Source organism: Bdellovibrio sp. HCB288, assembly GCF_047305935.1.
Taxonomy (GTDB): Bacteria; Bdellovibrionota; Bdellovibrionia; order Bdellovibrionales; family Bdellovibrionaceae; genus Bdellovibrio.
On record NZ_CP178619.1, the window covers coordinates 311,523 to 334,647 of the forward strand.

20 protein-coding genes and 1 riboswitch are annotated in these 23,125 nt (G+C 47.7%); of the genes, 8 read left to right on the plus strand and 12 right to left on the minus strand.

From position 1 onward, the window contains the following. Positions 1-24 precede the first annotated feature (24 nt). Together ACLVWR_RS01495 and ACLVWR_RS01500 are read left to right on the plus strand one after the other, a co-directional pair. Complete coding sequence (locus tag ACLVWR_RS01495) at positions 25-339, plus strand: hypothetical protein (protein WP_413582189.1); 315 nt, start codon at positions 25-27, stop codon at positions 337-339. 193 nt (positions 340-532) lie between these two features. Continuing rightward, a complete protein-coding gene (locus ACLVWR_RS01500) occupies positions 533-1,087 on the plus strand; it encodes a transposase (RefSeq protein WP_413582190.1) in 555 nt (184 codons plus the stop codon). A gap of 417 nt (positions 1,088-1,504) precedes the next feature. Then, positions 1,505-1,578, plus strand: a riboswitch (cyclic di-GMP riboswitch). A gap of 195 nt (positions 1,579-1,773) precedes the next feature. On the opposite strand, the gene ACLVWR_RS01505 is transcribed toward ACLVWR_RS01500, so the two are convergent. The 3 genes from ACLVWR_RS01505 to ACLVWR_RS01515 form a co-directional block, all read right to left on the minus strand. After that, on the minus strand, positions 1,774-3,360 hold the full coding sequence (locus tag ACLVWR_RS01505; RefSeq protein ID WP_413582191.1) for a LysM peptidoglycan-binding domain-containing protein: 1,587 nt from the start codon (positions 3,358-3,360) through the stop codon (positions 1,774-1,776). 62 nt (positions 3,361-3,422) lie between these two features. Beyond that, on the minus strand, positions 3,423-5,657 hold the full coding sequence (locus tag ACLVWR_RS01510) for a transglycosylase SLT domain-containing protein (RefSeq protein ID WP_413582192.1): 2,235 nt from the start codon (positions 5,655-5,657) through the stop codon (positions 3,423-3,425). After that, positions 5,658-7,169 carry a flippase activity-associated protein Agl23 gene (locus ACLVWR_RS01515; RefSeq protein WP_413582193.1) on the minus strand — a complete coding sequence of 504 codons (1,512 nt, stop codon included), beginning with the start codon at positions 7,167-7,169 and terminating at the stop codon, positions 5,658-5,660. It abuts the gene before it with no gap. A gap of 17 nt (positions 7,170-7,186) precedes the next feature. Here ACLVWR_RS01515 and ACLVWR_RS01520 point away from each other — a divergent pair, with 17 nt between their 5' ends. Beyond that, positions 7,187-7,930 carry a glycosyltransferase gene (locus tag ACLVWR_RS01520; protein WP_413583524.1) on the plus strand — a complete coding sequence of 248 codons (744 nt, stop codon included), beginning with the start codon at positions 7,187-7,189 and terminating at the stop codon, positions 7,928-7,930. Here ACLVWR_RS01520 and ACLVWR_RS01525 read toward each other — a convergent pair. Next, positions 7,914-8,900 (minus strand): YheT family hydrolase, encoded by a 987-nt coding sequence (locus tag ACLVWR_RS01525; RefSeq protein ID WP_413582194.1) that lies wholly within the window; start codon positions 8,898-8,900, stop codon positions 7,914-7,916. The genes ACLVWR_RS01520 and ACLVWR_RS01525 overlap by 17 nt on opposite strands. A gap of 102 nt (positions 8,901-9,002) precedes the next feature. Continuing rightward, positions 9,003-9,479 (minus strand): transcription elongation factor GreB, encoded by a 477-nt coding sequence (greB, locus tag ACLVWR_RS01530; RefSeq protein WP_413582195.1) that lies wholly within the window; start codon positions 9,477-9,479, stop codon positions 9,003-9,005. A 98-nt stretch (positions 9,480-9,577) separates the two neighbouring features. Between greB and ACLVWR_RS01535 the strand changes: the two genes are divergently transcribed. Genes ACLVWR_RS01535 through ACLVWR_RS01545 form a run of 3 tightly spaced genes read left to right on the plus strand, consistent with a single transcriptional unit; the run spans position 9,578 to position 14,879 of the window. Continuing rightward, positions 9,578-11,446, plus strand: a complete 1,869-nt coding sequence (locus ACLVWR_RS01535) for a hypothetical protein (RefSeq protein ID WP_413582196.1) — start codon at positions 9,578-9,580, stop codon at positions 11,444-11,446. Next, positions 11,446-13,068, plus strand: a complete 1,623-nt coding sequence (locus ACLVWR_RS01540) for a hypothetical protein (RefSeq protein WP_413582197.1) — start codon at positions 11,446-11,448, stop codon at positions 13,066-13,068. The genes ACLVWR_RS01535 and ACLVWR_RS01540 overlap by 1 nt, the downstream gene beginning before the upstream one ends. Further along, on the plus strand, positions 13,068-14,879 hold the full coding sequence (locus tag ACLVWR_RS01545; RefSeq protein WP_413582198.1) for an adenylate/guanylate cyclase domain-containing protein: 1,812 nt from the start codon (positions 13,068-13,070) through the stop codon (positions 14,877-14,879). The genes ACLVWR_RS01540 and ACLVWR_RS01545 overlap by 1 nt, the downstream gene beginning before the upstream one ends. Before the next feature lie 70 nt (positions 14,880-14,949). Here ACLVWR_RS01545 and ACLVWR_RS01550 read toward each other — a convergent pair whose 3' ends face one another. The 5 genes from ACLVWR_RS01550 to ACLVWR_RS01570 all read right to left on the minus strand — a co-directional run bounded on the left by ACLVWR_RS01550 (position 14,950) and on the right by ACLVWR_RS01570 (position 18,925). Further along, positions 14,950-15,942, minus strand: a complete 993-nt coding sequence (locus ACLVWR_RS01550) for a PstS family phosphate ABC transporter substrate-binding protein (protein WP_413582199.1) — start codon at positions 15,940-15,942, stop codon at positions 14,950-14,952. 101 nt (positions 15,943-16,043) lie between these two features. Further along, the gene (locus tag ACLVWR_RS01555; protein ID WP_413582200.1) at positions 16,044-17,312 is read right to left on the minus strand and encodes an ABC transporter permease; all 1,269 of its coding nucleotides are present in this window, start codon (positions 17,310-17,312) and stop codon (positions 16,044-16,046) included. Beyond that, positions 17,309-18,058 (minus strand): ABC transporter ATP-binding protein, encoded by a 750-nt coding sequence (locus tag ACLVWR_RS01560; RefSeq protein WP_413582201.1) that lies wholly within the window; start codon positions 18,056-18,058, stop codon positions 17,309-17,311. Before ACLVWR_RS01560 ends, ACLVWR_RS01555 begins: the two co-directional genes overlap by 4 nt. Beyond that, complete coding sequence (locus ACLVWR_RS01565) at positions 17,991-18,470, minus strand: ZrgA family zinc uptake protein (RefSeq protein ID WP_413582202.1); 480 nt, start codon at positions 18,468-18,470, stop codon at positions 17,991-17,993. The genes ACLVWR_RS01560 and ACLVWR_RS01565 overlap by 68 nt, the downstream gene beginning before the upstream one ends. Before the next feature lie 8 nt (positions 18,471-18,478). Continuing rightward, positions 18,479-18,925 (minus strand): DUF3299 domain-containing protein, encoded by a 447-nt coding sequence (locus tag ACLVWR_RS01570; protein WP_413582203.1) that lies wholly within the window; start codon positions 18,923-18,925, stop codon positions 18,479-18,481. A 100-nt stretch (positions 18,926-19,025) separates the two neighbouring features. On the opposite strand from ACLVWR_RS01570, the gene hisS reads away from it, so the two are divergent. Then, entirely contained in the window at positions 19,026-20,276 is a 1,251-nt protein-coding gene (gene hisS, locus ACLVWR_RS01575) for a histidine--tRNA ligase (RefSeq protein ID WP_413582204.1), read from the plus strand. Between the two features lie 45 nt (positions 20,277-20,321). Here hisS and lgt read toward each other — a convergent pair whose 3' ends face one another. Continuing rightward, positions 20,322-21,380, minus strand: a complete 1,059-nt coding sequence (lgt, locus tag ACLVWR_RS01580) for a prolipoprotein diacylglyceryl transferase (protein ID WP_413582205.1) — start codon at positions 21,378-21,380, stop codon at positions 20,322-20,324. A gap of 109 nt (positions 21,381-21,489) precedes the next feature. On the opposite strand from lgt, the gene ACLVWR_RS01585 reads away from it, so the two are divergent. Further along, positions 21,490-22,257, plus strand: coding sequence for a hypothetical protein (locus ACLVWR_RS01585; RefSeq protein WP_413582206.1), 768 nt, complete (start codon positions 21,490-21,492; stop codon positions 22,255-22,257). Here the strand turns inward: ACLVWR_RS01585 and ACLVWR_RS01590 are convergent, their stop codons facing one another. Beyond that, complete coding sequence (locus ACLVWR_RS01590) at positions 22,258-22,839, minus strand: hypothetical protein (RefSeq protein ID WP_413582207.1); 582 nt, start codon at positions 22,837-22,839, stop codon at positions 22,258-22,260. Positions 22,840-23,125: the final 286 nt, after the last annotated feature.

Genomic DNA, 23,125 nt, shown 5'->3' on the forward strand with positions numbered 1-23,125 from the left:
TCGCAAAAAATTAAGGAGGATTTTATGAGAAAGGCACTAACCACCCTTACTCTGGCCCTCGCGTTCGCGCTTTCCGCGAATGCAGCTCCGCAATCGCAACTTCCTGCAGATCGCCCGCTCTTCCCCATTGAAACCCAATCATCTGGCCTGATGAGCACCACTGAAGAGCAAGAAGTTTTGGACATGGCCAAACAAGACGATGCCGATGCCAAATACTATTACGGCAACAAATGCTGTACGAACTATGGCTGGTGTTATCTGAATCAATGGGCTCCCGTTGGATACAGTTGTTATTGCTATAGCTGGGGCTGGTATTATTACGGCCGCGTTTGTTACTAACGCCCCCGGGGTATCGGTCATCACCAACAACCAACCGATATCCCCCATTCTTGACCGATACCCGGCACGCACGCCAAGTCCGGGTTTCGGCCGGGGTTTAAGACGATAACTCTCCCACTAGCACTTCAACATTCCACAACTTTTGCTCTCTTCCTCGTCCGTCAGGGGTATCGGTCACCCTTGGGGAGCCACGATGAAGCAGCAAACATTTCTAATAAAAACCCGCACACCACGAAAACATCACCTTTGTCACGGTGGCACACTTCGTAACTCTTCGTTCGGTCGCGGGGCTCGTCCTCTTTCTGGCAAAGATCCGATTCACCTGGTTTTTAAGGTTAATATCAAAGCTGTAAAAGGCGGACTACGCTCTTCAAAAAACTTCAATCTGATGACACTTCTATTGAAAAGGTATTCGTACAAATTCTTCGTGAAGGTGGAACAGTTCTCCATTCAGCGAGATCACATTCACTTACTGATTCGCGGTGGTCGTCGCTCACAGATACAAAGCTTTCTACGAGTGGTAGCGGGACAGTTTGCACAGAGGTTGACCGATACCCCCAATACCAAGAACGACGGGCCGAGGGTTTGGAAGCATCGTCCTTATACTCGTGTGGTTAAGGGGCACCGGGCTTGGGTGACGGTGCGGAATTATATTCAACTAAATGAGTGCGAGGCGAAGGGGCGTCCTTACTCGAAAACTCGATTGCGTGGGATGAGTGAGGAGCAGTTGCGTGAATTGTGGGCATGATTTGCCATTCACAAATGAACAAAGCCATCGAAGCAATTAGTGCGGGAACGAATTTAGCGGCGTGTTTTCACTCTAGAAATCCCTTCGTGAGACGCTTCTCGAACTGTTTTGAGAAAATGATGTCGATCACTTTGTCGAAAAATAAATCCGCGCTATTCTGTAAAAGTTGAAACCGAGTGGCTCGTTAGACTCGACTTGTTCGGGTGAATGCTTTTTGGGCCAGCTAAAGGAGGACAGTGATGAAGCATCGTATCCACGACCATCATGATGAAGCACCGAAGTGACGACCGTACACAAGGATTGCTAAATCGAGGTTCAGGGTTCAGGCCTCGCAAAAATTTGATGAACTGGTAGGATCATATCGAATAACTCAAAGGAGGTTCCTAGGGTTATACTCGTTAGGATTTAGATCCTTCCTTTGCCTCAAGGCAAACTGCGGGAAACCGTAGGGCGCAAAGCTACAGGGGCTTCACTGCCAGCCAGCTGCCAAAGGTCACAGAGTACCTAAGGGAACTTAGAGGTGTGCAAAATGGAAGGTCTTTTTATTACAAAGGATTGGTTTCATTCCCCTCGCCTAAGAGTTATCAAAGACGATTCCTCTTAGGCACTTTTTTTCAGCCAATCAGCCTAAGAGCCCGCGCAGCGGACACAAAAAAACCACTCTTTCGAGTGGTTTTTTATTTTCCCTAGTTCGCGTCTGCGATTGGGATTCTGATTCGGGAGCCTACCATCAGGGAGGCTGGGTTGCGCAGCTTGTTTTTTTGTTTCAGCTGGCCAACAGTAACGTTGTATTTCGCGGCGATGTCAGTCAGGTTATCGCCCTTACGGACTACGTGTACTTTGCTTTTGGCTACCTCCCGGGCGGAACTGCTGTCCCCACCTGGAATTTTAAGCTTCATGCCCAACTTCAATTTGCTTTTGCGTTTGATGTTATTGGCACGTTGAAGCTCAGCCACTGACGTTGAATATCTTTGTGCAATCGAGAACAAAGAATCACCGGATTGAACCACGTAATAACGACCACCCGTCAAATCCGCCGCTGCTGTATCAACGGATTTTTCAACCGCTGGTTTTGCATTGGTCTTAGCTGACATTGTGCTGTTGTTTTTACGGTCAGAACGATCACGAAGCGGAGTACGATCTGGTACGTAGATCGTGCGGCCCACTGTCAGGCGTGATTTTCTTGGCAAGTCATTCAGGTCACGAAGGTAAGCCACAGAAGTTCTGTACTTACGAGCGATGGACTTAAGATTGTCGCCTCTGCGGATTTTGTAAGTTTGAGTGTCGCCGCTATCCGCGATGAACTTCAAATCAGTAACCACAGATTCGTTCGCTGCCACTTTCGCCAATTCCTGAGAACCCGGTGGGATACGAAGGATAAGCTCAGTGCCTTTCAAGATCGCCACTTCACCTTTGAACTTGGGATTCAATGCTTTGAAGTCCTCGTAGTTCAGATTCAGCTTTTCAGCCATTTGGCGCATATTGATCGGTTGGTTCACTGTGATGTGATCGAACTCGATCGGTGGAAGATAATCGATGTCCTCGAAACCGTATTTAGCCGGTTCTTTTGCGATCATCTTGGCTGCGATAAATTTTGGAACGTAGTTGATCGTCTCAGCTGGAAGACGTTTTTTACGAGCCAGCTCCCAGAAGTCACGCGTGTAGTGATTCATCACTTCACGTTTTACGCGGTTCTCACCCACGTTGTAGGAAGCCATCGCCAGATACCAGGAACCGAAAACAGAATAAAGACCTTTGAAGTATTCAGCCGCGGCTTGAGTGGCGAAAACCGGGTCACGACGCTCGTCCACGAATGGATTGATTTCCAACCCGTAGCGTTTGCCTGTCCCACGGATGAACTGCCAATAACCAACAGCTGCCGCGTGAGAAGTCGCATTGGAACTGAAACCGGATTCAATCAAAGCGATGTAAAAGATGTCTTCCGGCAAGCCATTGTCGCGCAAAACTTTTTTCATCAGTTTTTCGTAGCGAGAAGAGCGCGCCAAATATCTTTCCATATGATGGCGGCCGCGGCCTTGGAAGTAAGTAACCCATTTTTCTACCAATGGATTGATTTCTGTAGGGATAACATCCAATTCTTGGTCTACGACCTTGGGACCCTCAGGATCTGACAAACGGAATGAACCAATATCTTTGATTTCAGAACCGTTGCCTGCATTCCCAGCCGCCTGATCGTTGTTGTTGCCCATATCCTTATGAACACAACCCGAAAGCAGGCCCAGGACGATACTTAATGTAACTAGTCTCCTCATGAGTCCTCCGAACAGCTTTCAGGCTACAAAACTCGAAGGACTTTTACAATAAAACAACGAACTTATTTTGCCTTTTTAGTAAGCAGGTCTTGCCATAAAATTGGCGGAACCACATAGGACTCCTTACCTACCATTCGATAAAGCAGAGTATTTCTTAGAATTGCCTTCACATAAAAGCTGGTCTCATTCCACGGCAACTCGTCAACCCACACCTCAGCCTCGGGAGAAGAGCCTGGCTCTGTCATCGCGGAAGAGACTTCCGGACGTGCGTTCACCCATTTTTTCAGACGATAGGGTCCTGCGTTATACGCTGCGAGCGCAAATGGCACATTCTGAGAGAACTGGTCCAACATCTGGGAAACATAGAAGGAACCCATGGGAATATTAATCTCAGGTCGGAACATGTCTTCTGGAATTTCAATCTTCATCCCCAGGCGTTTTGCCGTGTCTTGTGCTGTGGGAGGGATCATTTGCATCAATCCCAATGCATTCGAAGTCGAAACGGCCTTCATGTTAAAGCCACTTTCCTGACGAGTCAGACTGCGCAACAAAATCGCGTCAATACCGTAACGATCTGATTCTTTCTGATAGAAGTTGGTGAAAATTTCCGGATAACCTGTTTTCAGGAATTGTTGCTGACGAAGGCGCGGATCATTTTCCATCGCATCGTTCACCATGCGAATCGCTGAAAAATACTGCCCACGTTGAGCCAACTTTTCCGCAAAAAGGACTTGCAGCGTTGGATCTTTCATTGGCGGCAGATCACTCAGTTCCGTTTGCGCCTCGCCTACCCATCCCGCAGCGGAAAGAGCCACGAAACGATCCCAGGATTTTTTCTGAGAACCCACCAGCCACAACGATGAATTAAGTTTCAAATCTTTTGCGGTAACATCCGGCCACGTCAGCTTTCCACCCTGAGACTCTGCGCGCAAGCGCATGCCATAGTAGGAAAACGGATACTTATCCATCAACGCCTGCGCCGCTTTGTCTGCGCGATCTTTGCTGAAGGTCTGCAGGGAGCGAACCAGCCAATACTGTGCATTCAGATCGTAACGATCTTTCCCCTGTTGCACCAAACGTTCCAGCAATGCCGCTGCCGTCGTGAAGTCCTGTTTGCGATAGTAAATCAGACTGGAACGAAACAAAGCCTCGGAACTTTCATCAGTTCCATTGGAGATCACAATCTGTTTGCTATAAAGATCCAGAGCTTTGTCATAAAGACCCAGGAAATGCGCGGATCTGGAAGACACCCATAAGGCGCTCGTAGCCGTTGGGGACTGCGGATTCTTTTCATAGGATTTTTCCGCCAGCTTCATGCCGGATTCCCACTCCCCACGACGGTGCAGATTCTGCGCCCATTCCAAAAGTCGTGAAGCATCAGCTTCGCCCATTTCCTCCAGAGCTTTCGCCGCAATGGCGTTGTCATTGATGGAATTAAAAATTTCCAACGGCTTGTCTTTAAGACGACGAGCCGCGCGACCACCCGGATACTGATTCAAAAGTGTCACGGTGTCTTTGAGTGCCGGTATCAAATCATTCTGCTTTAACGAAACACGAATGCGCTCTTCAAGTTTGCCGTCCTCTCCGATCGCTTCAATTTGCGCAGCCGGCGCTGCTGCGACAGCTTGATTGCGGGTCTTGGCCAAAAACTCCAGCTTTTCCGTCAGGTATTTTGAATCCTTAAGGCTTTGCGCCTCTTCGTAGAAAAATTGTGCCTGTGGGTAATCATTATCATTCAGGGAAAAATCACCCAAAATTTGATAACACTGGGATCTTTGATCCCGATTCAGTTTACCAGAGTTGTCCAGCAAGCGCTCCACGCGGGAAAGTACTTTGCGGTTCTTTTTACCAGCTTCCGCATTCAAATAACTTAACTCCTGTGTGACCCACATATTCCACAAATCCTGCGACCACGGGCCAACTTCAAAAAGATGCCACTGACGGGCAATCGCCGTCAGGACGCGGTCTTCCTGTCCTGCGCTGGTCTTTTTTTGCTGAGTTTTATCCAGGCAATGAAGCCACGTCTGCCCCACCCAACCTTTAAGTTCTTTTTGAACTGCAAACACACGTGAGGACAAGTTCAGACACTCGTTCCAGCGGCCATTGATTTCGTGGGCCTTGAGCTGCGCCAACACTGGCAATTTCGCCACAGACTTCGCATCCATTTCATATAGATTCACAAAACCGGGTGCTTTTAAATCACGGTTCAAATCGACCTTACGGCTGACATTCACCGGAGCAGGAGCCGCGGATGCCGAAGTCAGTAATACACTCATTAAAAAAGACAAACCTGTCATTTAGGGATTCTCCTTATCAGGACCGACAATCTCAAATTGCCCTTTGTAAATATCCTCGAACAAACTTTTCTTTAGATACACAGTTGAAATTTCGCGCTGCTGACGCAGCATGATTCTGACGCGCATAAATGGTTCAGTTAAAGACTCTTCCACTGCGGCTTCACCAGCAGTGTCACAATAATAAATCCAGGCGCCTGGAATGACTTTATTCGAACACAAATCCCAATGGGTTTTAAAATTTCTATAAACCCAAGGGAATGGCCACTGCTCACGCATTCCAATTTGCACTGGTACTTTCAGATGTTCCGCATTTTCACGAACCACCTGCAAAGTCGCATCCTGCAACGCCTTCATCTCATATGTGGAGTTCACATAAATATAAGGATGGGACATATCAATCGGCTGAGCAAAGACGGCGCGCCAATCGCTGCGCGCATTACCAACTGTTCCGATCATCAGAATCGAACCAAATAAATAGCTTTGCCAATCGCGACGCAACAGGATCTGTTGCGCATAGATTGCCAGCACCAGATAAAATCCCCACACCAGCGTAAGGATGCACCAGATGGTTTTGTAAGGAATCAAAGAGTAGATAAGCAATTGAAACAAGGAAAATGCCGACACCATTCGAAGGCGCGCATCTTTCGAAATCAGACCCACGAAGGCCATACCGACTCCGAACAAGGCCAACGGCTCTGCTTCAGCCAAAGTCTTGATCCAATACAAGAACTCCTTGTTGTGGCCCGTCTCCCCGACACCTGTTTTCATCCACGGTAGGAAGGCTTTCACGAAATCAAACAAACCCGGAAGGTTTCGGAAAAAACCAGTGAACAACAAAACGAAGGAAATCAACAGAACCACAACCATGTAAGTCAGACGACGAGACCATGCCGCTTTTAACTTACCCCAGTGAAAGTACTCACGAATCACTTTGGGACCTGCAAAGACAAGTCCCACCACCCAGGAAGCAAGTGTAATCGCAAAGGTTTCCTTCAGTGTGGCCATACCAACAGTTGCGGTCAGTAACAATGCCAGCGACGTGCCATCTGACTTTTCCGCCCAACGAAGCATTCCCAGGGCAAACAACAACTGAAAAAATACAAACGGCATTTCATGAATGCCCGATCGACCGTAAAATAAAAAGGCCGGACTGAACATCAAAAGAGCCACCATTGCGCCACGGATGATTTTTGAGCTGATCAAATGAAACGTGAACAACATGACAGCGAACACGGAAAAAACGGAGGGAAGAGCTCTTAATACCTCGACACTGTGACCCCAAAGCGCCGTGAATCCGCGCAAAAGGTAGAAATACAAAGGCCCGTGGTAATTCGTGGGGTCATACTTATAGAACCCAATGGTCTTCATCTGCAAAACAAACCAACCATTGATGCCTTCATCAAAGTGCAACGGTTTATTGGTTAACATATAAAAACGGGTCAGGATCGCCAAAAGAAGAATGACAAGCCAAATAACGTATTTCTGGATTTGAGTGACGCGCAAAGATTTCATTGGTATTAATCGTAAAGATGGAATCCTCGGTGTCAACCCCTCACTGCTCTCTCTTGGTATATCTGAACAAAGACGCGGAAATTATCCCGTCCTTTATTCAGGATTTACGCTCGTTCTTTCAAAAATTTCCCATGAGGTACGAATTGATTGCTTTAGTGGAACAAGGGGCTGATCGTTCATTCGATATTTTGCGGGAACAGGCTGACTCCTCGGGGGATAACGAATTACTGGTGATTCACCGCAACGACAAAAAAAAGGGACGAGCCCTCAGCCTTTATCAGGGGATGGACCTGGCTCAAGCGCCTTACCTCATGATTCTGGATTCAGAATTAGCCTCCCCGTTCGGTGATGTCTTCAAACTTTGGCAACACCTGGTCGCCGAAGAAAAGATCGACGTCTGCTGGGGCGACCGCTACCGTAAAAAAGAAAATCCTTTCTTACAAGCCGTCAGCCGCCGCGCCAAAACAGAACTCCTTTTCAACAACATCCTGCGCGACAAGTACAATCACTCATTGCAAGATCCACTGTGTGAGGTGATTGCCATCAAAAAATCGGCATGGCTGAAAATCCGCGAGGAACTGCCCTTGCAAAAACTGCGTGGCTGGTATCTGACGCCGGCTCTGCACCACAGCGTACGCCTGCAAACTTTGAGTATTATTGAAATCCCCGTTTATGACTCCGGCAAAACATCACGATCTTACCACGTGTGGGGCGAGCGCTGGCACCTGCTAAAGGATGCCGTTCTTACGAACCGGCAGTAAACTCCAGGGACATTTTCTGAATGGCCTCGCCCAGGTAATAGTCAAGCCAACGATGACTGCCTAATGATGTTTTGTTTTTGGTTAGATACCCCAAGTGCCCGCCATGACTTTCTATATGAAGAGAAACATTGGCAGGAATTCGCGCATCCAAATAATCCTGAACAATCACAAATGGATCATCAGCGGCGGTCAGCATATATGTGGGCACATCCACATTGTGCAGATAGTGCATCGCTGAGCAGCTGTCATAATAATCTTCACGATCCCTGAATCCCGCAGCAGGTGCTGTGTATATCTGATCCAGATCATAAATCGTTGCCCACCAAGGGATTTGATAGGCCTGATCAATAAGACCCGCACGGTATTTGAAATCAATATTCTGTCGCAAACGATGAACAAATCGCACATCGTAAATTCTATTAAAGCCACTTCCCAAAGTGCGTGCACCACGACCCAAATTTAGGGGAGCATTGACCGTGATGATTCCATCAGGCTTATGTTCTCCGCGAAACCCGCCCCCCAAGCACAGCACAATACAACCGCTCATGGAATAGCCCACGGCAATTTGCTTTTTCTTGGGAAATTTCTGACGAAGAGCTTTAACAACTTCAGACACATCCTCTGCACGACCCGAATGGTAAGGATGTCGAGCCGCTGAAATCCCGGGGCCCGCCCCCCGATGATTCACCAATACTACGGTGTGCCCCATCTGCCGGCAAAGAATCGCCGTTCTTTGCATGTAGTCTGCATTCATGTCTCCAGAAAGACCGTGATACAAGCTGATAACCGTGTCGGTATGGCCAGGATAATAGTAACAAAAGAGTTGATCCCCATCAGGAAGACTCACCTCAAAATTGAGACCTTGTTCTTCCAGCATGGGTGATTTTAAAAAATGCGCCCACAAAGTTTGTGCATGGCCACTCTGGGCCCAGAAAGGCGCTTCACATGCGCGTAGTTCTAACTTCTGCATAGTAGAAATTGTACACGTCTTCAGATCAAAAAGGATGACAAAAAAATCCATCGCCAAATAAACAAAGGCTCATGTTCATTTGCTGAGACACAAAAATGAAGGTTATTTGTACTCCACACCTTCAATAGTCACAAATTCATCTCCAGAAGGTTTCATGAGTTTCACCTCATCCCCTAATTTTTTTCCGAGCAATGACTTTGCCACGGGCGATTTCCAGGAAATCTTGCCGACTTTAGGATCAAACTCATCCTCACCTACGATTTGGTATACCAATTCATCACCGTCTTCCGTCATCAACGTAACGGTCGCACTAAAGAGAATGGTTTCCCCTTTCATAAGCTTGGGATCCACAACTTCCGCATCCTCAATTCTTTTCGTCAGAAAATGCACCCGACGGTCGATTTCGCGCAGACGCTTTTTGCCATACTGATAGTCAGCATTTTCTGAACGATCGCCATTGCTCGCTGCCCACTGAACAATTTCAACAATCTTAGGACGCTCTCCATGCATCAGTGTTTGATACTCTTCGCGGAGTTTGGCCAGACCTTCAGGGGTGATGTAGTTCTTTTTATGATCCATGCGCAATATACTAGACCATTTTCCAGTCACAATCCAAGTCTTTTGGCCCCCTACAAAAAATCGAGAAATTTTCCGAAAAAAGGATGAGGAGGAAACAGATGAAAAATCAATGGAAGAGACTCGCGATAGCTGCAATCAGCTCATCATCTGTTTTTGCGCTGACTTGGGTTTGGTATCAAACCACTGACACGCAACAAAAATCTCATAGTAATGAAAAGCCACTGGCATATGTTGGAAAGGTCGTCGATGACATCCAACGTCGACAAGCCACACGTCTATTGTGGCAATTGGTGAACACCGGCGAACCTCTTTATGATGGCGAAGCCATCCGTACCTCTGACCGAGGCGAAGTGCGAATTCAATTTACTGATTCTGACCGCTATTTGGATTTGGAACCCGAATCACTGATCGTTATTAAAAAATCGCAGGGTGAAATCGCCCTTGATTTGATGGAAGGTAGTCTTTTCGTCAATGCCAAAGCCGGTGCTGCTGATGCAAATGCTCCTGGGTTGGTATTGAACTCCGCCAACGGTAAAGTCGATTTGAGTCAGGCTTCCGCCTCTCTTTCCAAAGGCGCCGGCAACTCCGTCGACGTCCAAGTCCTTGAAGGTAAGGCTTCTGTAAAATCAAAAGATGGTAAGAACACAGAGATCTCAACTGGAAGCGTGGGTGCCTTGGGTGCCACTGGTTTGCAGTTCGATAAGAATCTGGTGAAAATTCTTGCTCCAAGTTTAAACAAACCTGTGGCAATGAATGCCGACGACCTGCAACCGATTCCATTTAAATGGACTGGCTTTCCGGCAGACGCGCAAGTCTCTTTATGGACAGGTTCAAACCGTCGTAATTTGAAAGTTTATGCAATCGCCACTGCAGGCGACAGTTCCTTGACCGCGTCCCTGCCATTTGGCCGACACTTTTGGAAACTCGTGGCAACATCTGCAACGGGTGAAGCGATGGGCGAGTCTCCTATTTACAGAACAGAGATCCAAGCTCGCTATGCTCCAACCGTTGTCTTCCCGACAGCCGACGTTGAGATCCCGGCCAACAAAGATCCATTTGATATAACCTTTAAGTGGCAAAAAAGCGATGACACTCGTCAAATGACCCTGCAAGTATGGTCCGATGCGGGCCTTACTCAGCCGGTCACGACCAAGTCCTTCTCTGCTGAGGACAGCTTTACTTTGGCTGGTTTGAAAGAAGGCACTTACTACTGGCGCATGACTTCCTATTTCAATGACTCGGACAAACCCGTACTTGGAAAAATGCAGAAGTTTACAGTGAAATTCACAGACATGCTGAAAGAGGCCACGGCTGCGGCAGCAGCCCCTCCTCCGAAACCTGAGGTTCAACCGTTGGCTTTCACAATGCCAGAAACTCAACTGACTCAGTACTTTGTGAACTCACCCAAAGTGGATTTCACCTGGGGCTCTACAAATCTGAAAAATGTCAGCGCGTACCGTGTGCGCCTGCATGACGCCGCTCAATCACCAGAAAATGCACCGGTTGTTGAGGTTAAAGAGAATAAATTTTCAGCTCCGGTTCCAAAACCGGGACGTTATATTGCTTCCATCGAGGCCGTTGACCAAAATGGTGACGTTGTTGGATTGGGAACCTCCCAAGCAGTCACTGTGGCGCCAATGCCGATTTTGAAATCACCAAATTTCATTCCGGCTGAAGGACCATTGCAAGCTTCAATGGACGGACGCTCCAATTTGACCTGGGATAATATTGACGGCGCCGTTGATTATGAACTTGTGATCAAAAAAGATGGCAAGGAACTGAAACGCACAAAATACAAAAATACCTCGACAACGATTCGCAACCTATTACCAGGTGAATATGAATTGATGATCTCCGCACAGGACACTCACGGTCGCGCCAGCGAAGCAGGCACGGCTCGTAAACTGGTGGTACCGGATAAATCAAACTTAAAAGCACCAACATTGAAGAAGATTAAAGTAAACTGATGAGAATAAGCTTGGCCGCACTTCTACTACCAATTTTCCTTTTCAGCGCAGTTGTCGCCAAGGCCGAACCATATCGTCGCCTGGTCAACTTCGAATGGGAACAAATTGACGGCGCGAAAGCTTACGACATCGAACTGACTCAAGTAAAAAAAGAAGGCGACAAAGGCAAACCAAAAACCTTCAGCTTCAAAACCACGGATGCTGTCTGGAATGGCCGTTTGACTCCGGGCATGTACATGATGAAATTGCGCGCCCGCGACTATCGTGGTGTTCCTGGTGACTGGTCCCCACCAAGCGAGTTCAATGTCGGCCTGGATAATGTCAACCTGAAGTCCCCTGCACCCCAGGCCCAATTGGCATCAAATGATGACGAGAAAACAGATGTCGAATTCAAGTGGGATGCTGTTGGCGGCGCTGATGAGTATACGTTTGAATTGAACTCCGAAGACGGTAAAACAAAAATCACAGAGACCGTGAAAGAACCGCGCTTCAAAGCGACTTTGCCTGTTGCGAGTCCTTATACATGGAAAGTGACCGCAAGAAGTTCTGAAGGTATTTCCAGTGATGCGACGACCGTGGCTCCCTTTACCGTTCTGGGTAAAGCCGTGGCTCCGCCAACTATTTCCAAGCCAGAGTCCCAATTTGTCCGGGAAGTGAAATGGTCCCGTCCCGAAAATATCACTGGCTATGAAGTGATCGTGGCCCGTGCAAATCCTGCGACTAAAAAATGGGAAGTTGTAAAAACATACGAAAACTACACTGAAGACTCCCTCCCTTTTGATTCTTCCTGGGAAGGCGGAAAGTATCAGGTCATCCTGAAAGGAAAATCCAATCTGCGCCCGACTTCGCAATCCTCCAAGATCGCCTTTGATGTGCGCGAAGGGGATCGTTCGGCAGCAGCTGAGTACACGGCACTGGTTCGTCAATCGATCGAAAAAACCAGCGGCTGGTATGGTATTGCAAGCTATCTTATCACCGACATGAAATTCTCAGGCTCCAATCCGGAAAAGAACTCGATGGTTGCTTATGATGCGTTCGGAGGTACTGGTCGTTTGGGCCTGGGCTGGAATGCGCGCAAGTCACCATGGGGTTTTTTAACCATCGTCGACTTAAGCGGTTTTACAATTAACGGTGAAATCCGCACTTTTGCAGCTGCCGAAGCCAATGCTGTCTACAAAATGCCGGTGGGAGACCGTGGTGAAATCCGCTATCAAATGGGTGGATTCTATAAAGAGATTCCGGAAACTATCGGTGATCCATTCACCGGCACTTCAGAAAATCAAATCATCAGCGCTATCGGACCGCATGGTGGTATTGAGTATTGGTACTCGCTCTCCCCTAAATTCGGCATTCAATTGAATGCCCATGTATATGCCTCGGTGATGAAGGTATCCACTCCGAACAACCAGGATATCGATCCGAGTATCTCGACCCAATTTGGAATTTTAGGCAGCTATCGATTCAACAGTAAATTTACAGGACTTGTGGGCTATGCCCGCCGCGAAGATCGCATGTCCTATAAAGCTGTTCCCTCCTCCACCAATTTCGCATTGGACGGAGACGTGAATGAATCTGTGGTTGTCGGTAACTATATCAACTTCTTCGCGGAATGGAGTTTCTAATGAGAATACCCATCTCAACCAAACTCATCACGGTAACGATCCTGATTCTGGTGGCTTCAACAGGAGCCATCACATTTATCTCTTCGAATTACTTCGAAAAGAAATCTGCAGAACAGGTCGACATCGCCAATTTGGAATCAGCTTCGGCAAAAGCCAAAGAGGTCGACAACATCATCGCCTCCCTGGTCGATAAAACGCGCACCAATGGTTCACTGCTTATGAAGGGCGAAGCTGCGGCAGAGGACCTGGATTTCAATTTCACTAAAGACAAAAACTTCGTCGCATTGGAAGTATTGAAACTAAATGGTTCTTCGGTTGAAACCGTTGTCAGCAAAGTGAAAGAGGATGTTTTAAAACCTTTCCTCTTGGGCCCTTCTTATTTTGTGAATGTGCGCGCTTGGCAAAAATTCCCTGTGCGTAACGTTGCTGAAGGCTCCATCGAAATCAAAAACGCGTCATACCCGAATGCACCGGCCATGGTAACCATCGGCATTCCACTGGTAAAAGACGCCCAGGGAAAAATCACGCACGTGGTTTTAGCTGACGTGATGCTGGCTCCTTTACAAAAACCATTCACTGATTTGTCTGAGCGCACCCAGTTCCTTTTGGACCGTCAGGGTGAGGTTTTAGCTCACAAAGATGAGCAAAAAGCGGTATCACGCATTTCGATGACGGCAAATCCGTTTGTCTCCAAAGCCATGAATACCAGATCCCCACAGTATCAAACGAAGTTTGTGGATCCAGAGTCGCGCTCCAACTATTTTGGCGCCTCCGTCAAAACTTCCTATGGTCCGATGGTGATCTCGCAAACTTCTGAAGCCGCGATCCTGGAAGTATCCAACGAGGTAAAACGCCGTTCGATATTTGTCGCTGGTTCCGCCATTTCTTTGGCGATCTTCTTTATCTTCCTGTTTTCTATGACACTGACCTCCCCGATTGAAAAATTGGCGGGTTTGATCAACTTGGTTTCTAAAGGCAACTTCGACGTGAAAGCCCGCGACCAAGTTAAATCCCATGACGAGGTTGGTGACCTGGCGGTGGCCTTCGATCACATGACCGAGGGATTGAAAGAGCGCGACAAAGTAAAAAGCTTGTTCTCGAAATTCCACGGTTCTGCAGTTACAGAGGACTTGATCGGCAAGGACATCGGTGTCGGCGGTCAATCCAAAGAGGTGGTGGTTTTCTTCTCGGACATCCGTGGTTTCACCGCGTTTTCGGAAAAACGTTCTCCGGAAGAAGTCGTTGAAATGCTGAATGAATACTTTGGTGTCATGGTGGGCATTATCAATTCCCATGGTGGCGTCGTGGATAAGTTCATCGGTGACGCGATTATGGCCGTTTGGGGCGCCCCTAAAACCACGCCTCGCGATGCCCACAATGCGCTTCGTGCGTGCCTGGAAATGCGCAGATCCCTGGAAAAGCTAAATGAAAAACGTATCGAGCGTGGACAACCCGCGATTAATATCGGTATGGGACTTCATGCTGGTACCGCGATTTCCGGAACCATCGGTTCTGACGAGCGTATGGAGTACACAGTTATCGGTAATACCGTAAATACAGCTTCACGTATCGAGGCTTCCACAAAAGCCTTCGGTGCAGACTTGCTGGTGACCGACACCGTGATCGATAAAGTCGGAGACGATTTTAAAGTGGAATTGGCCGGTGCTGCCGAAGTCAAAGGCCGCTCTGAAGCCATTAAGATGTACAAGGTGCGCGCCTATAAAGCGGGCGACAAGTATGTGGAAGTGAAAACTCCGTACTCTGACTACGAAGCGGAATCCGCTGACAAAGTAAAAGTCAAAGCAGCTTAGCCCCAAAAAGAAAAGAGCGGAGCCCTTTGGGGACCGCCGCTCATAGAGGGACTATTCAAAAGCAAGCGGCCTAAAGAGCCGCTTCTTTTTTTAGAATCTGCTCAATCGTCAAACCAACGTGCGCTTCACCTTTGAAAACGGAGCCCGTTTTCTTTTTCTCCACATGTTCCTTTGCCATTTTATAAGCGTTTGCTGGAAGTGGGATGTATTGAACTTGTTTTGCCATTTCAGCAGCATTGTTCAAATAAAAATCCACGTATTGTTTAACATGCGGTTTCGAAGCAATAGCCTCTTGAGAAACGTAAATGAAGATCGGACGGGACAACGGATTGTACTCCCCTGACATCACCGTTTTCTCAGTCGGCAAAACGGCTTTTTTGGATGGAGCTTTTGGACCACCCACTACTCCCAAAAGTTTCAATTTATCTTTGTTCGTCAGGTAGTATGCGAACGGAAGATAGCCCAAGCCACCCTTTGCACCATTCACACCCGTCACGCGTGTGTTATGATCCACAGAAGCCGTGTAATCACCGCGGGAGGATTTTGATTTCTCAACGATCGCCTCTGTGAAGTAGTCAAAGGTGCCGTTGTCAGTGGAAGCACCGAACAGGGACAGTTTCTCGTCAGGCCATTTCGAGTTCACTTGTTTCCAAGTCATGACTTTGCCTTGAGCTTCCGGCTCCCACATCTTTTTAAGTTCTGCTGCTGTGATTTCTTTCACCCAGTCATTTTTTGGATTCACAACGATCGCGATGGCATCGAAGGCGATTGGCAACTCGTAATAAGTCACTTTGGAATCGCGGCACGCTTTCATTTCTTCTTTAGTGATCGGGCGTGACGCATTTTGGATGTCTGTTTCGCCACGGCAGAATTTTTTGAAACCGCCACCTGTGCCGGAAACACCCACAGTCACGCGAATAGCACCTTTAGTGCTTGCTTGAAACTCCTCAGAAACAGCTTCTGTCACTGGAAACACAGTGCTTGAACCATCAATTTTCACTAGGGATTCCGCTTTTGCGGCAAATGCGCTAAGAACCAAAGCGCTGGCGATAAAGAACTTCATTTTATATCCTCCGATATCTTGGATATCAGAAAACTAACAAAGTCCCAGCCTTAGAGGAATCACTTCCCCGTTAAGATTATGTCAGGGAAGTGTCAGGGCGTTTAGACGCGAACGCTCAGTCCGTCTTTCAATGCCTGCTTTTGCGCACGAAGAGCGGGAATCAACCCAATCAACACACCGACAAGGATCGCCACAAATATATAGACAAGTTCCTTCGACGCAATCGCCGAACCTTCCAGGTACAAACCGAAATTGTTTTGCAACCAGGGCTTCAAGGAGTACGTCAGTAACAAAGAAAGAATCACACCGGTTATAACGCCGACCACCGTCAAAACTGCCGATTCAAACACCAACAAGCCAACAATCTGGCCCGGAGTCGCCCCCACTGCGCGCAGAATCGCCATTTCACGACGACGCTCGTTCAGCGTGGTGGTCAAGGCAATCAGCATCCCCATGAACCCCACAGCCAACACCATCCAGGAAATAATGCGCAAAACATTTTCCACATAAGAAAGGCTATGCCATAGCTCACTCAAGGTCGCCCCAGGAATGATCGCCAGCAATGGCTCCTTCTGGTACTCATTGATTTCACGTTGCAGCTTCAGTGTTTCAATGCGCGATTTTGTGCCAATAAAAAAAGACGTGATGTTATCGATCTTGATATTTTCTTTTTTGATTTGCGAAGTCGGTGTTTCCTTGCCGGCAACAGGCATAGCACCATCTTGCCAGTCCATGTGCAAGGCCTCCATACCTTCCAGGCTGATATACACCGCACGATCCAACGGTGTCCCCGTCGGAGCCATGATGCCGGTAATTTTAAAAGGTCGGTGATCGTGATGAACAATCCCCTCACCCTTGGTCACTCCGTGCGCGATGACAACACTGTCTCCCAGGCGGTAACCCAACTGACGCGCGACTTCGAAACCAACGACGACATCCCACAATCCCTGAACTTCTTTTCCAGACTGCAAAGACACTTTTTGATCGCCACGGAAGTGGTAATGCTTAAAGAAATCGGAAGTGGTTCCAACCACGCGGAACCCACGATGACTGTCCCCCAGCGAATAAGGAATTGTCCAGGCAACTGCCGGATGTTTTTGTATTTCCTGATAAGTCTCAAAGGACACATTCTGTGTCGGCGTCCCTATATTGAACACTGTGTATAGAATCAACTGCAATGGACCACTGCGCGCACCGACAATCAAATCTGTTTTGGAAATCGTTTGCGTGAAGCCTTCTTCAGCGGCCCGTTGTGCACGCTCCACCGACAAAAACAATGCAACGCTAAGTGCAATTGAAAACACCGTCAACGTCGTCGCAAAAGCGCGATTTTTTAAAGATTTAATAGCCAGGTTCAAGAAGATCATCATGTTGTCCTGTTAATTGATTCCAGCGACACGGAACGGGTAAATAAGTTTTCAATGCCACGATCATGGGAAACAAAGACCACAGTCGTGCCATAGAGTTCTGACAAATCAAAAAGCAGCTTCAAAAATTTCTCGCGATGGTCAGCATCCAATGCTGACGTTGGCTCATCGGCCAATAACAAATCAGGTTTCCCCAACAAGGCCCGCGCGACAGCCACACGCTGCTGCTGTCCGACACTCAACTCAGTCACTTTTTTATCCAGCAAATCACCGATTCCCAAGTTTCCGCACAAAGCACGAATCACCATATCGGTGTCCACACTGCCCAATCGGGCTTTGCGTACGGGACTTAGATGCAAAGGCAACTCGATGTTTTCAATGACTGACAAATAAGGAATCAAATTGAAACTCTGAAAGACATAACCCATGTGTTCAGCGCGAAAAGCATCTCGCTGTGCAGAACTCATTTGAGCCAGGTCCCGACCCAGGATTTTCACACTTCCCTTGGACAAAGGCAGAACCCCTGCCAAGCATTCCAAAAGCGTTGTTTTACCGGTGCCACTAGGTCCATACAAAAACAGCTCCTCGCCTTTTCGTACAGAAAACTCTGGAATCACCAATGTCGGCTTATTATCCCCGGCATAGGAGTATTCCAGATTCTGAATTTCAATCAAAGATTCACTAGAGCTCAACCTTTTCTCCGCTTTTCTTAATTTCCTGGGACTTCTGGGTGTCACCGGAGATGACATTGACCTTAACGGCCTTCACTCGTTTGAACACATCCTGAACTCCCAAAGTCACAGCTGTTCCTGCCGGCGCAACTTCACAAGTGACATTGTAAGTGGCATTAACGTCCGCATGCTTTTCCTTTTGCACGACTTCGTTATAATCCATTTTTACTTCACACTTGTTGTCCGCCGCAAACTGAAACAAGTCATTCACTTTATCATTAAACTTCTTCAGACCCGCTTCTTTATTGGCTTTATCCTTAGCTGACTTAGCTTCGTACTCAAAGCCATAGATGCTGGATGCCGGCGCATGGAACTGGATTTTCCCATTCTTGCCATCGAACGCAACATCTACTGTGGCCACACCGTGTGCATGTGCTATTGATTCAACTGCGGCCAAAGAAAATACAGAAATAAAAAGTGCCTTGAACATGTTACCTCCTATTTGTAAGGCTCAATAGCCTCACCTGTTATTTCGAAGGATGCGTCACCATACATTGACTGCTTGGTTACGAGTTTCAAAGTGCCATACACCCAAATTGGGCCCTGCATTGCCGGCACACCCTTTTTCATTTTGACATAAACCATCTGATTCGGCGGCGGAGCTGGAACGTGGATGCACGCCTGCGGACTTGGCACCAAAAGAAACTCCACAACCTGACGTTGCTCGTCCTCAAGGGGCACCATAAAACCTGGAAGCTTCACCGGTTGATTATCCAAGGCTTTTAGCTCTGGTGGCGCATTTCCGGTGATATAATCAAGTTCGCCTAATTGGCGCCAATTGACTGTTTCGCCAGCAATGCTCGGTCCACCAGCCAGTATTTGATAAACTGCGACAGCGACGATGACGGCTAAGATAAGGATCCCCGGGATAAGCCACTTCTTCATTACTTAATTAAAGCCCTCGAACCCCTTAATTGCAATAGCTTTGCGTGACTGAAAATGGGCTGATATAACAAAAAACTCCGATACTATGAGGGTCTAAAATATGAGCGAAAAAATCCAAAGAGTGCGAGGCACGCGCGATCTACTTCCTGAAGACAGCAATGTCTTCCGTTTTGTCGAAGAATCAGCCTATCAAAAAGCAAAACTTTATGGTTTTGGCGAAATAGAAACGCCTATTTTCGAATTTTCTGAAGTATTTCATCGCACTTTGGGCGAAACCTCAGACGTTGTCAGTAAAGAGACGTACGACTTTACAGATCGCGGCGGAGAGAGCCTGACCCTGCGTCCCGAAGGAACTGCCGGCGTGGCGAGGGCTTTTATTTCAGAAGGCATGAGCCAAAATCTTCCTCTGAAGTTTTATTATTCTGGCCCCATGTTTCGTTATGAGAGACCTCAAAAGGGCCGCTATCGCCAATTCTTCCAATTGGGCGCAGAGTGTCTAGGTTATGACACTCCTCACGCAGATGTGGAGTGTATTGCCATGGCTTGGGACTTGTTGCAGCAGATTGGAATTTCCGCGGATTGCACTCTTGAGATTAACACTTTAGGTGACGCAGAAAGCCGCGCTGCTTATCGCGACGCTTTGGTGACTTACTTCAAATCCAACGAATCACAACTGTCAACTGACTCCAAAAATCGTCTCGAGAAGAATCCCCTGCGCATTTTGGATTCCAAAGACGACGGCGACAAAAAGCTCAATGCCGATGCGCCCAAACTAGAGCAATACCTCAATGAAACTTCACAAACTTTTTTCAAGAAGGTTTTGGCAGGAATTGAAAAACTGGGAATCCCCTTCAAAGTGAACAACCACCTTGTGCGCGGCTTGGACTACTACTGTCACACTGTTTTTGAATTCACGACTTCAAAACTAGGCGCACAAGGAACCGTCTTGGCAGGAGGTCGTTATGACGGCCTGATTGAAATGATGGGTGGACCAAAAACTCCAGGAGTGGGTTGGGCCGCAGGTATTGATCGCTTGGCAGATCTCACACCAAAAGAGTTGGCACTTGCCAAAGAAGTTTTGGTGGCAGTGATTGGCGCCGATGATGCCGGCGAAGATGAGAGCGTGAAACTTGCCCACGAAATCCGCTCCCGTGGAATCAAGGTCGAAAACTTTTTATCAGGTAAAATGGGCAAGAAAATGCAAAAGGCCAACAACAAGGGAGCACACTACGCTTTGATTTTGGGAGGCAATGAGGTTTCCAGTGGCACGGTCACTGTGAAAAACTTTGTTACCGGCGACCAAGCCGTCGTTCCCCGCAGTGAAATTGCTGATTACAGCTTCAAGATTTAAAAAAAAAGGGCGGTTCTTCACCGCCCTTTTTTTTGATATAACTAATTATTTTCTATTCAAACGAATCGAATGGCCGCGGCCCCAACCCGGGATCTTCAACGAACCCGAACGGCTCCACACGAACATCAACAAGAAGCCCACGGCCAGCATCACAACGCTCAGCCATTGACCACGAGTCAGACCCAACCATTGGAAACCGATTTGCGCATCAGGCATGCGGAAGTGTTCATCAGCAATTCTCACCAATGCATAAAGCACGATGAATGTGGAAGCGATAAAGCCTGGTTTGCGCGGTTTTCTCCACAAGAAGAAAAGCACGATAAACAGGAACAACCCCTCGCCCACTGCTGCGAACAATTGCGACGGATAGCGTGGAGTCAAAAATGGTTCAATCGCAGCTTTCGCAGCCGCATTGCCATCCTGAATGGACAACACAACATTATGAAGAGTGCCATAAACCTGTTCGCGAGCGGCTTGATCCATATGGAATTTACCCAAAAGCTCCAACCAAGTTTCACGGCTGATACCAACTTTATCCACCACCGTGGTCAGGTCATTCAGACGAGAGAAATCCTGGGAAGGCCACATCTCGATGTCTTGAGGAAACTTCACCGCCAATGGGTAAGATGGATCACAAGGACGCCCCACCAACTCACCGTTGATGAAGTTTGCGATACGCCCAAAGAAGACCCCCAATGGACCGACAACGGCCACAAGGTCAAACAGGTACGTCGCATTCACAGAATACTTACGTGCGTACAACAAGCATGCGATCACGATACCGATGATACCGCCGTGACTCGCCATGCCACCTTCATTCACCGCCAACACCCCCCAGAAAGGGAAGGAAGACTTGAATTTCCACAGTAGGTCAGGGCCGTAGAAGAACACGTAGCCAAGACGGCCTCCTACCAATGTACCAATCGCCGTATATGTGATGAAATCGCCTACCATTTGGGCATTAAGGCCCGAGCGTTGGCGTTGTGCCAGCCATTTGATTAACAAGTAGGCACAGATGAACCCCATCATGTAAGAGAGGCCATACCAACGCACACCAAAGTCACCAGAAATTCTTAAAGCAAAGGGATCTAAATCGTGAACCACTGTTCATCCTTTTTTGAGACAGATTTTTACGTCTCATGTTTATGTCTCATCCTGTGTCTCAACAGGGAAAATTTTAGACTACGCCTTAATAAAGCGAGAAAATGTATGCATGTCCAGATTTTCATTCTTACTTCTGTTATGCATTATGTCCTTTGGCTTCCAATCTCACGCCCAAACAGCGTCAAAATGGAGTAGCGGGTTCGATTGGACCAAGCGCGCCGCCGCCCGCGAAAAGGGCCGCTGGTCCCTTTCCGACTGGCTGGCAATAAAAGAGAAAAACCAAATGATGGATCAGTGGCTTTCCTTGAACAGTCCTTCTCCCTATGAACTGATGTTGGGTGGAAGCTATTTGTCCTACGACAAGCATGTCCAAGACGGCAGCTCCCCGGATAAAAGTGCGACATCATTTTCTGGAGAGTTGGCAGCCTACGCGCAATTCGTGGGCCTGGGGCTTGAGTACGCCAACATTAATCCTGAAAATTACTCAGACCTATCAGGAATGTTCAACCTACGTCTTCTGGGAAATTCCCTGCAAAACACCGGGTTCACCTTAAGCTACGGAATGCGCACCCGGGACATGACCGATACCCCTGCGACGAAATTGCGGCAGCAATTCGGGCAGGCGGACTTGCAGCTGTATTTAACGAAGCATTTTGGTTTGGATATCAAATATCGCTATTTCCTCCCCACCACCAACGATCAATTGGGTGATGTGAAAGAGGATTACTCTGAAGCAGGGGCTTTCATAGACTTCAAAGCCCTGCGCATCTTCGGAGCCTGGTACAAGGAGAGCCAAAAACTAACTCCCGCTGGCTCCACCGTGGAAACCATCACCGATCGCACGGGAATCAAGTCAGGGATTAAGATCTTCTTTTAATTACCAGGATTTACTTAAGGATAAAGTCGGAAACAACCACGACTTCGTGTTCGACTCAGAAGTCTCGGTACCATCGACAGTTTTTTTGCTGTAGGCGGCGTGATAGTAGTTCAATCCCACTCCCATGCGGAAGCGGGATTTAATTTCTGGCATTATACTGAAGCCGACCATGTAGCTGGTTCCGGTCCAAGCTTCGGTATTTTCGGTGACGACGTTTTTGTAGGTGCCCTTAGCTATCACATTGAAGTTCGCACTCATGCTGAAGACTTCACCCTTGCCAAAGAAATACTTTATCGTGGGACCCGTATCAGAAGTTTGGAAAGATGTCGCAACTGATTCGCCTGTGGCATTCGAGCTGCCAGTCATCGTGATTCCCAGATAGCTCCACCCTGCCCACCATTTTTTTGCCAGACGCAGATATCCAGTCATGTTGTAGTAGTACTTGGTTGCGTCGTCTTTGACGTCTGTGGAACCGGTATTTTCAGAGATATAAGAGCCCGATACGTCCAACATGAATTCAGCATGGGCCCGTGGAGCCAATGCAGTGAAAATCAGAATGACAAGTATCGCGCATGTTTTCATATCATTCTGATCGGATTGTCTGGATTTTGACTGAAATCTGTTAAGCACTCTTAACTGTTCGACTGTCATTATTGGATCTTGGTCGAGTATATTTCAGGAGTTCGCTGCTGAAGCCAGATGCGTCCTTTGACCAGAAAGTGAATGCATTTCCTTACTCATCTCCTTGGAGACCGAGATGGACCCTATTTTCGATGTTCAATTAATAAGCATATCTATTCATAGTGGGGCGTGTTCTACTGCCCTCACACATCCGTTCACACCAGTTCATTAGATTTCCTTTTGTCTT

What these genes read in the sequence shown, in the direction of transcription:
- ACLVWR_RS01495 (WP_413582189.1), top strand. Translation starts at nt 25, where the DNA reads ATGAGAAAGGCACTAACCACCCTTACTCTGGCCCTCGCGTTCGCGCTT.
- ACLVWR_RS01500 (WP_413582190.1), top strand. Translation starts at nt 533, where the DNA reads ATGAAGCAGCAAACATTTCTAATAAAAACCCGCACACCACGAAAACAT.
- ACLVWR_RS01505 (WP_413582191.1), bottom strand. Translation starts at nt 3,360, where the DNA reads ATGAGGAGACTAGTTACATTAAGTATCGTCCTGGGCCTGCTTTCGGGT.
- ACLVWR_RS01510 (WP_413582192.1), bottom strand. Translation starts at nt 5,657, where the DNA reads ATGACAGGTTTGTCTTTTTTAATGAGTGTATTACTGACTTCGGCATCC.
- ACLVWR_RS01515 (WP_413582193.1), bottom strand. Translation starts at nt 7,169, where the DNA reads ATGAAATCTTTGCGCGTCACTCAAATCCAGAAATACGTTATTTGGCTT.
- ACLVWR_RS01520 (WP_413583524.1), top strand. Translation starts at nt 7,187, where the DNA reads ATGGAATCCTCGGTGTCAACCCCTCACTGCTCTCTCTTGGTATATCTG.
- ACLVWR_RS01525 (WP_413582194.1), bottom strand. Translation starts at nt 8,900, where the DNA reads ATGCAGAAGTTAGAACTACGCGCATGTGAAGCGCCTTTCTGGGCCCAG.
- greB (WP_413582195.1), bottom strand. Translation starts at nt 9,479, where the DNA reads ATGGATCATAAAAAGAACTACATCACCCCTGAAGGTCTGGCCAAACTC.
- ACLVWR_RS01535 (WP_413582196.1), top strand. Translation starts at nt 9,578, where the DNA reads ATGAAAAATCAATGGAAGAGACTCGCGATAGCTGCAATCAGCTCATCA.
- ACLVWR_RS01540 (WP_413582197.1), top strand. Translation starts at nt 11,446, where the DNA reads ATGAGAATAAGCTTGGCCGCACTTCTACTACCAATTTTCCTTTTCAGC.
- ACLVWR_RS01545 (WP_413582198.1), top strand. Translation starts at nt 13,068, where the DNA reads ATGAGAATACCCATCTCAACCAAACTCATCACGGTAACGATCCTGATT.
- ACLVWR_RS01550 (WP_413582199.1), bottom strand. Translation starts at nt 15,942, where the DNA reads ATGAAGTTCTTTATCGCCAGCGCTTTGGTTCTTAGCGCATTTGCCGCA.
- ACLVWR_RS01555 (WP_413582200.1), bottom strand. Translation starts at nt 17,312, where the DNA reads ATGATGATCTTCTTGAACCTGGCTATTAAATCTTTAAAAAATCGCGCT.
- ACLVWR_RS01560 (WP_413582201.1), bottom strand. Translation starts at nt 18,058, where the DNA reads ATGTCATCTCCGGTGACACCCAGAAGTCCCAGGAAATTAAGAAAAGCG.
- ACLVWR_RS01565 (WP_413582202.1), bottom strand. Translation starts at nt 18,470, where the DNA reads ATGTTCAAGGCACTTTTTATTTCTGTATTTTCTTTGGCCGCAGTTGAA.
- ACLVWR_RS01570 (WP_413582203.1), bottom strand. Translation starts at nt 18,925, where the DNA reads ATGAAGAAGTGGCTTATCCCGGGGATCCTTATCTTAGCCGTCATCGTC.
- hisS (WP_413582204.1), top strand. Translation starts at nt 19,026, where the DNA reads ATGAGCGAAAAAATCCAAAGAGTGCGAGGCACGCGCGATCTACTTCCT.
- ACLVWR_RS01585 (WP_413582206.1), top strand. Translation starts at nt 21,490, where the DNA reads ATGTCCAGATTTTCATTCTTACTTCTGTTATGCATTATGTCCTTTGGC.
- ACLVWR_RS01590 (WP_413582207.1), bottom strand. Translation starts at nt 22,839, where the DNA reads ATGAAAACATGCGCGATACTTGTCATTCTGATTTTCACTGCATTGGCT.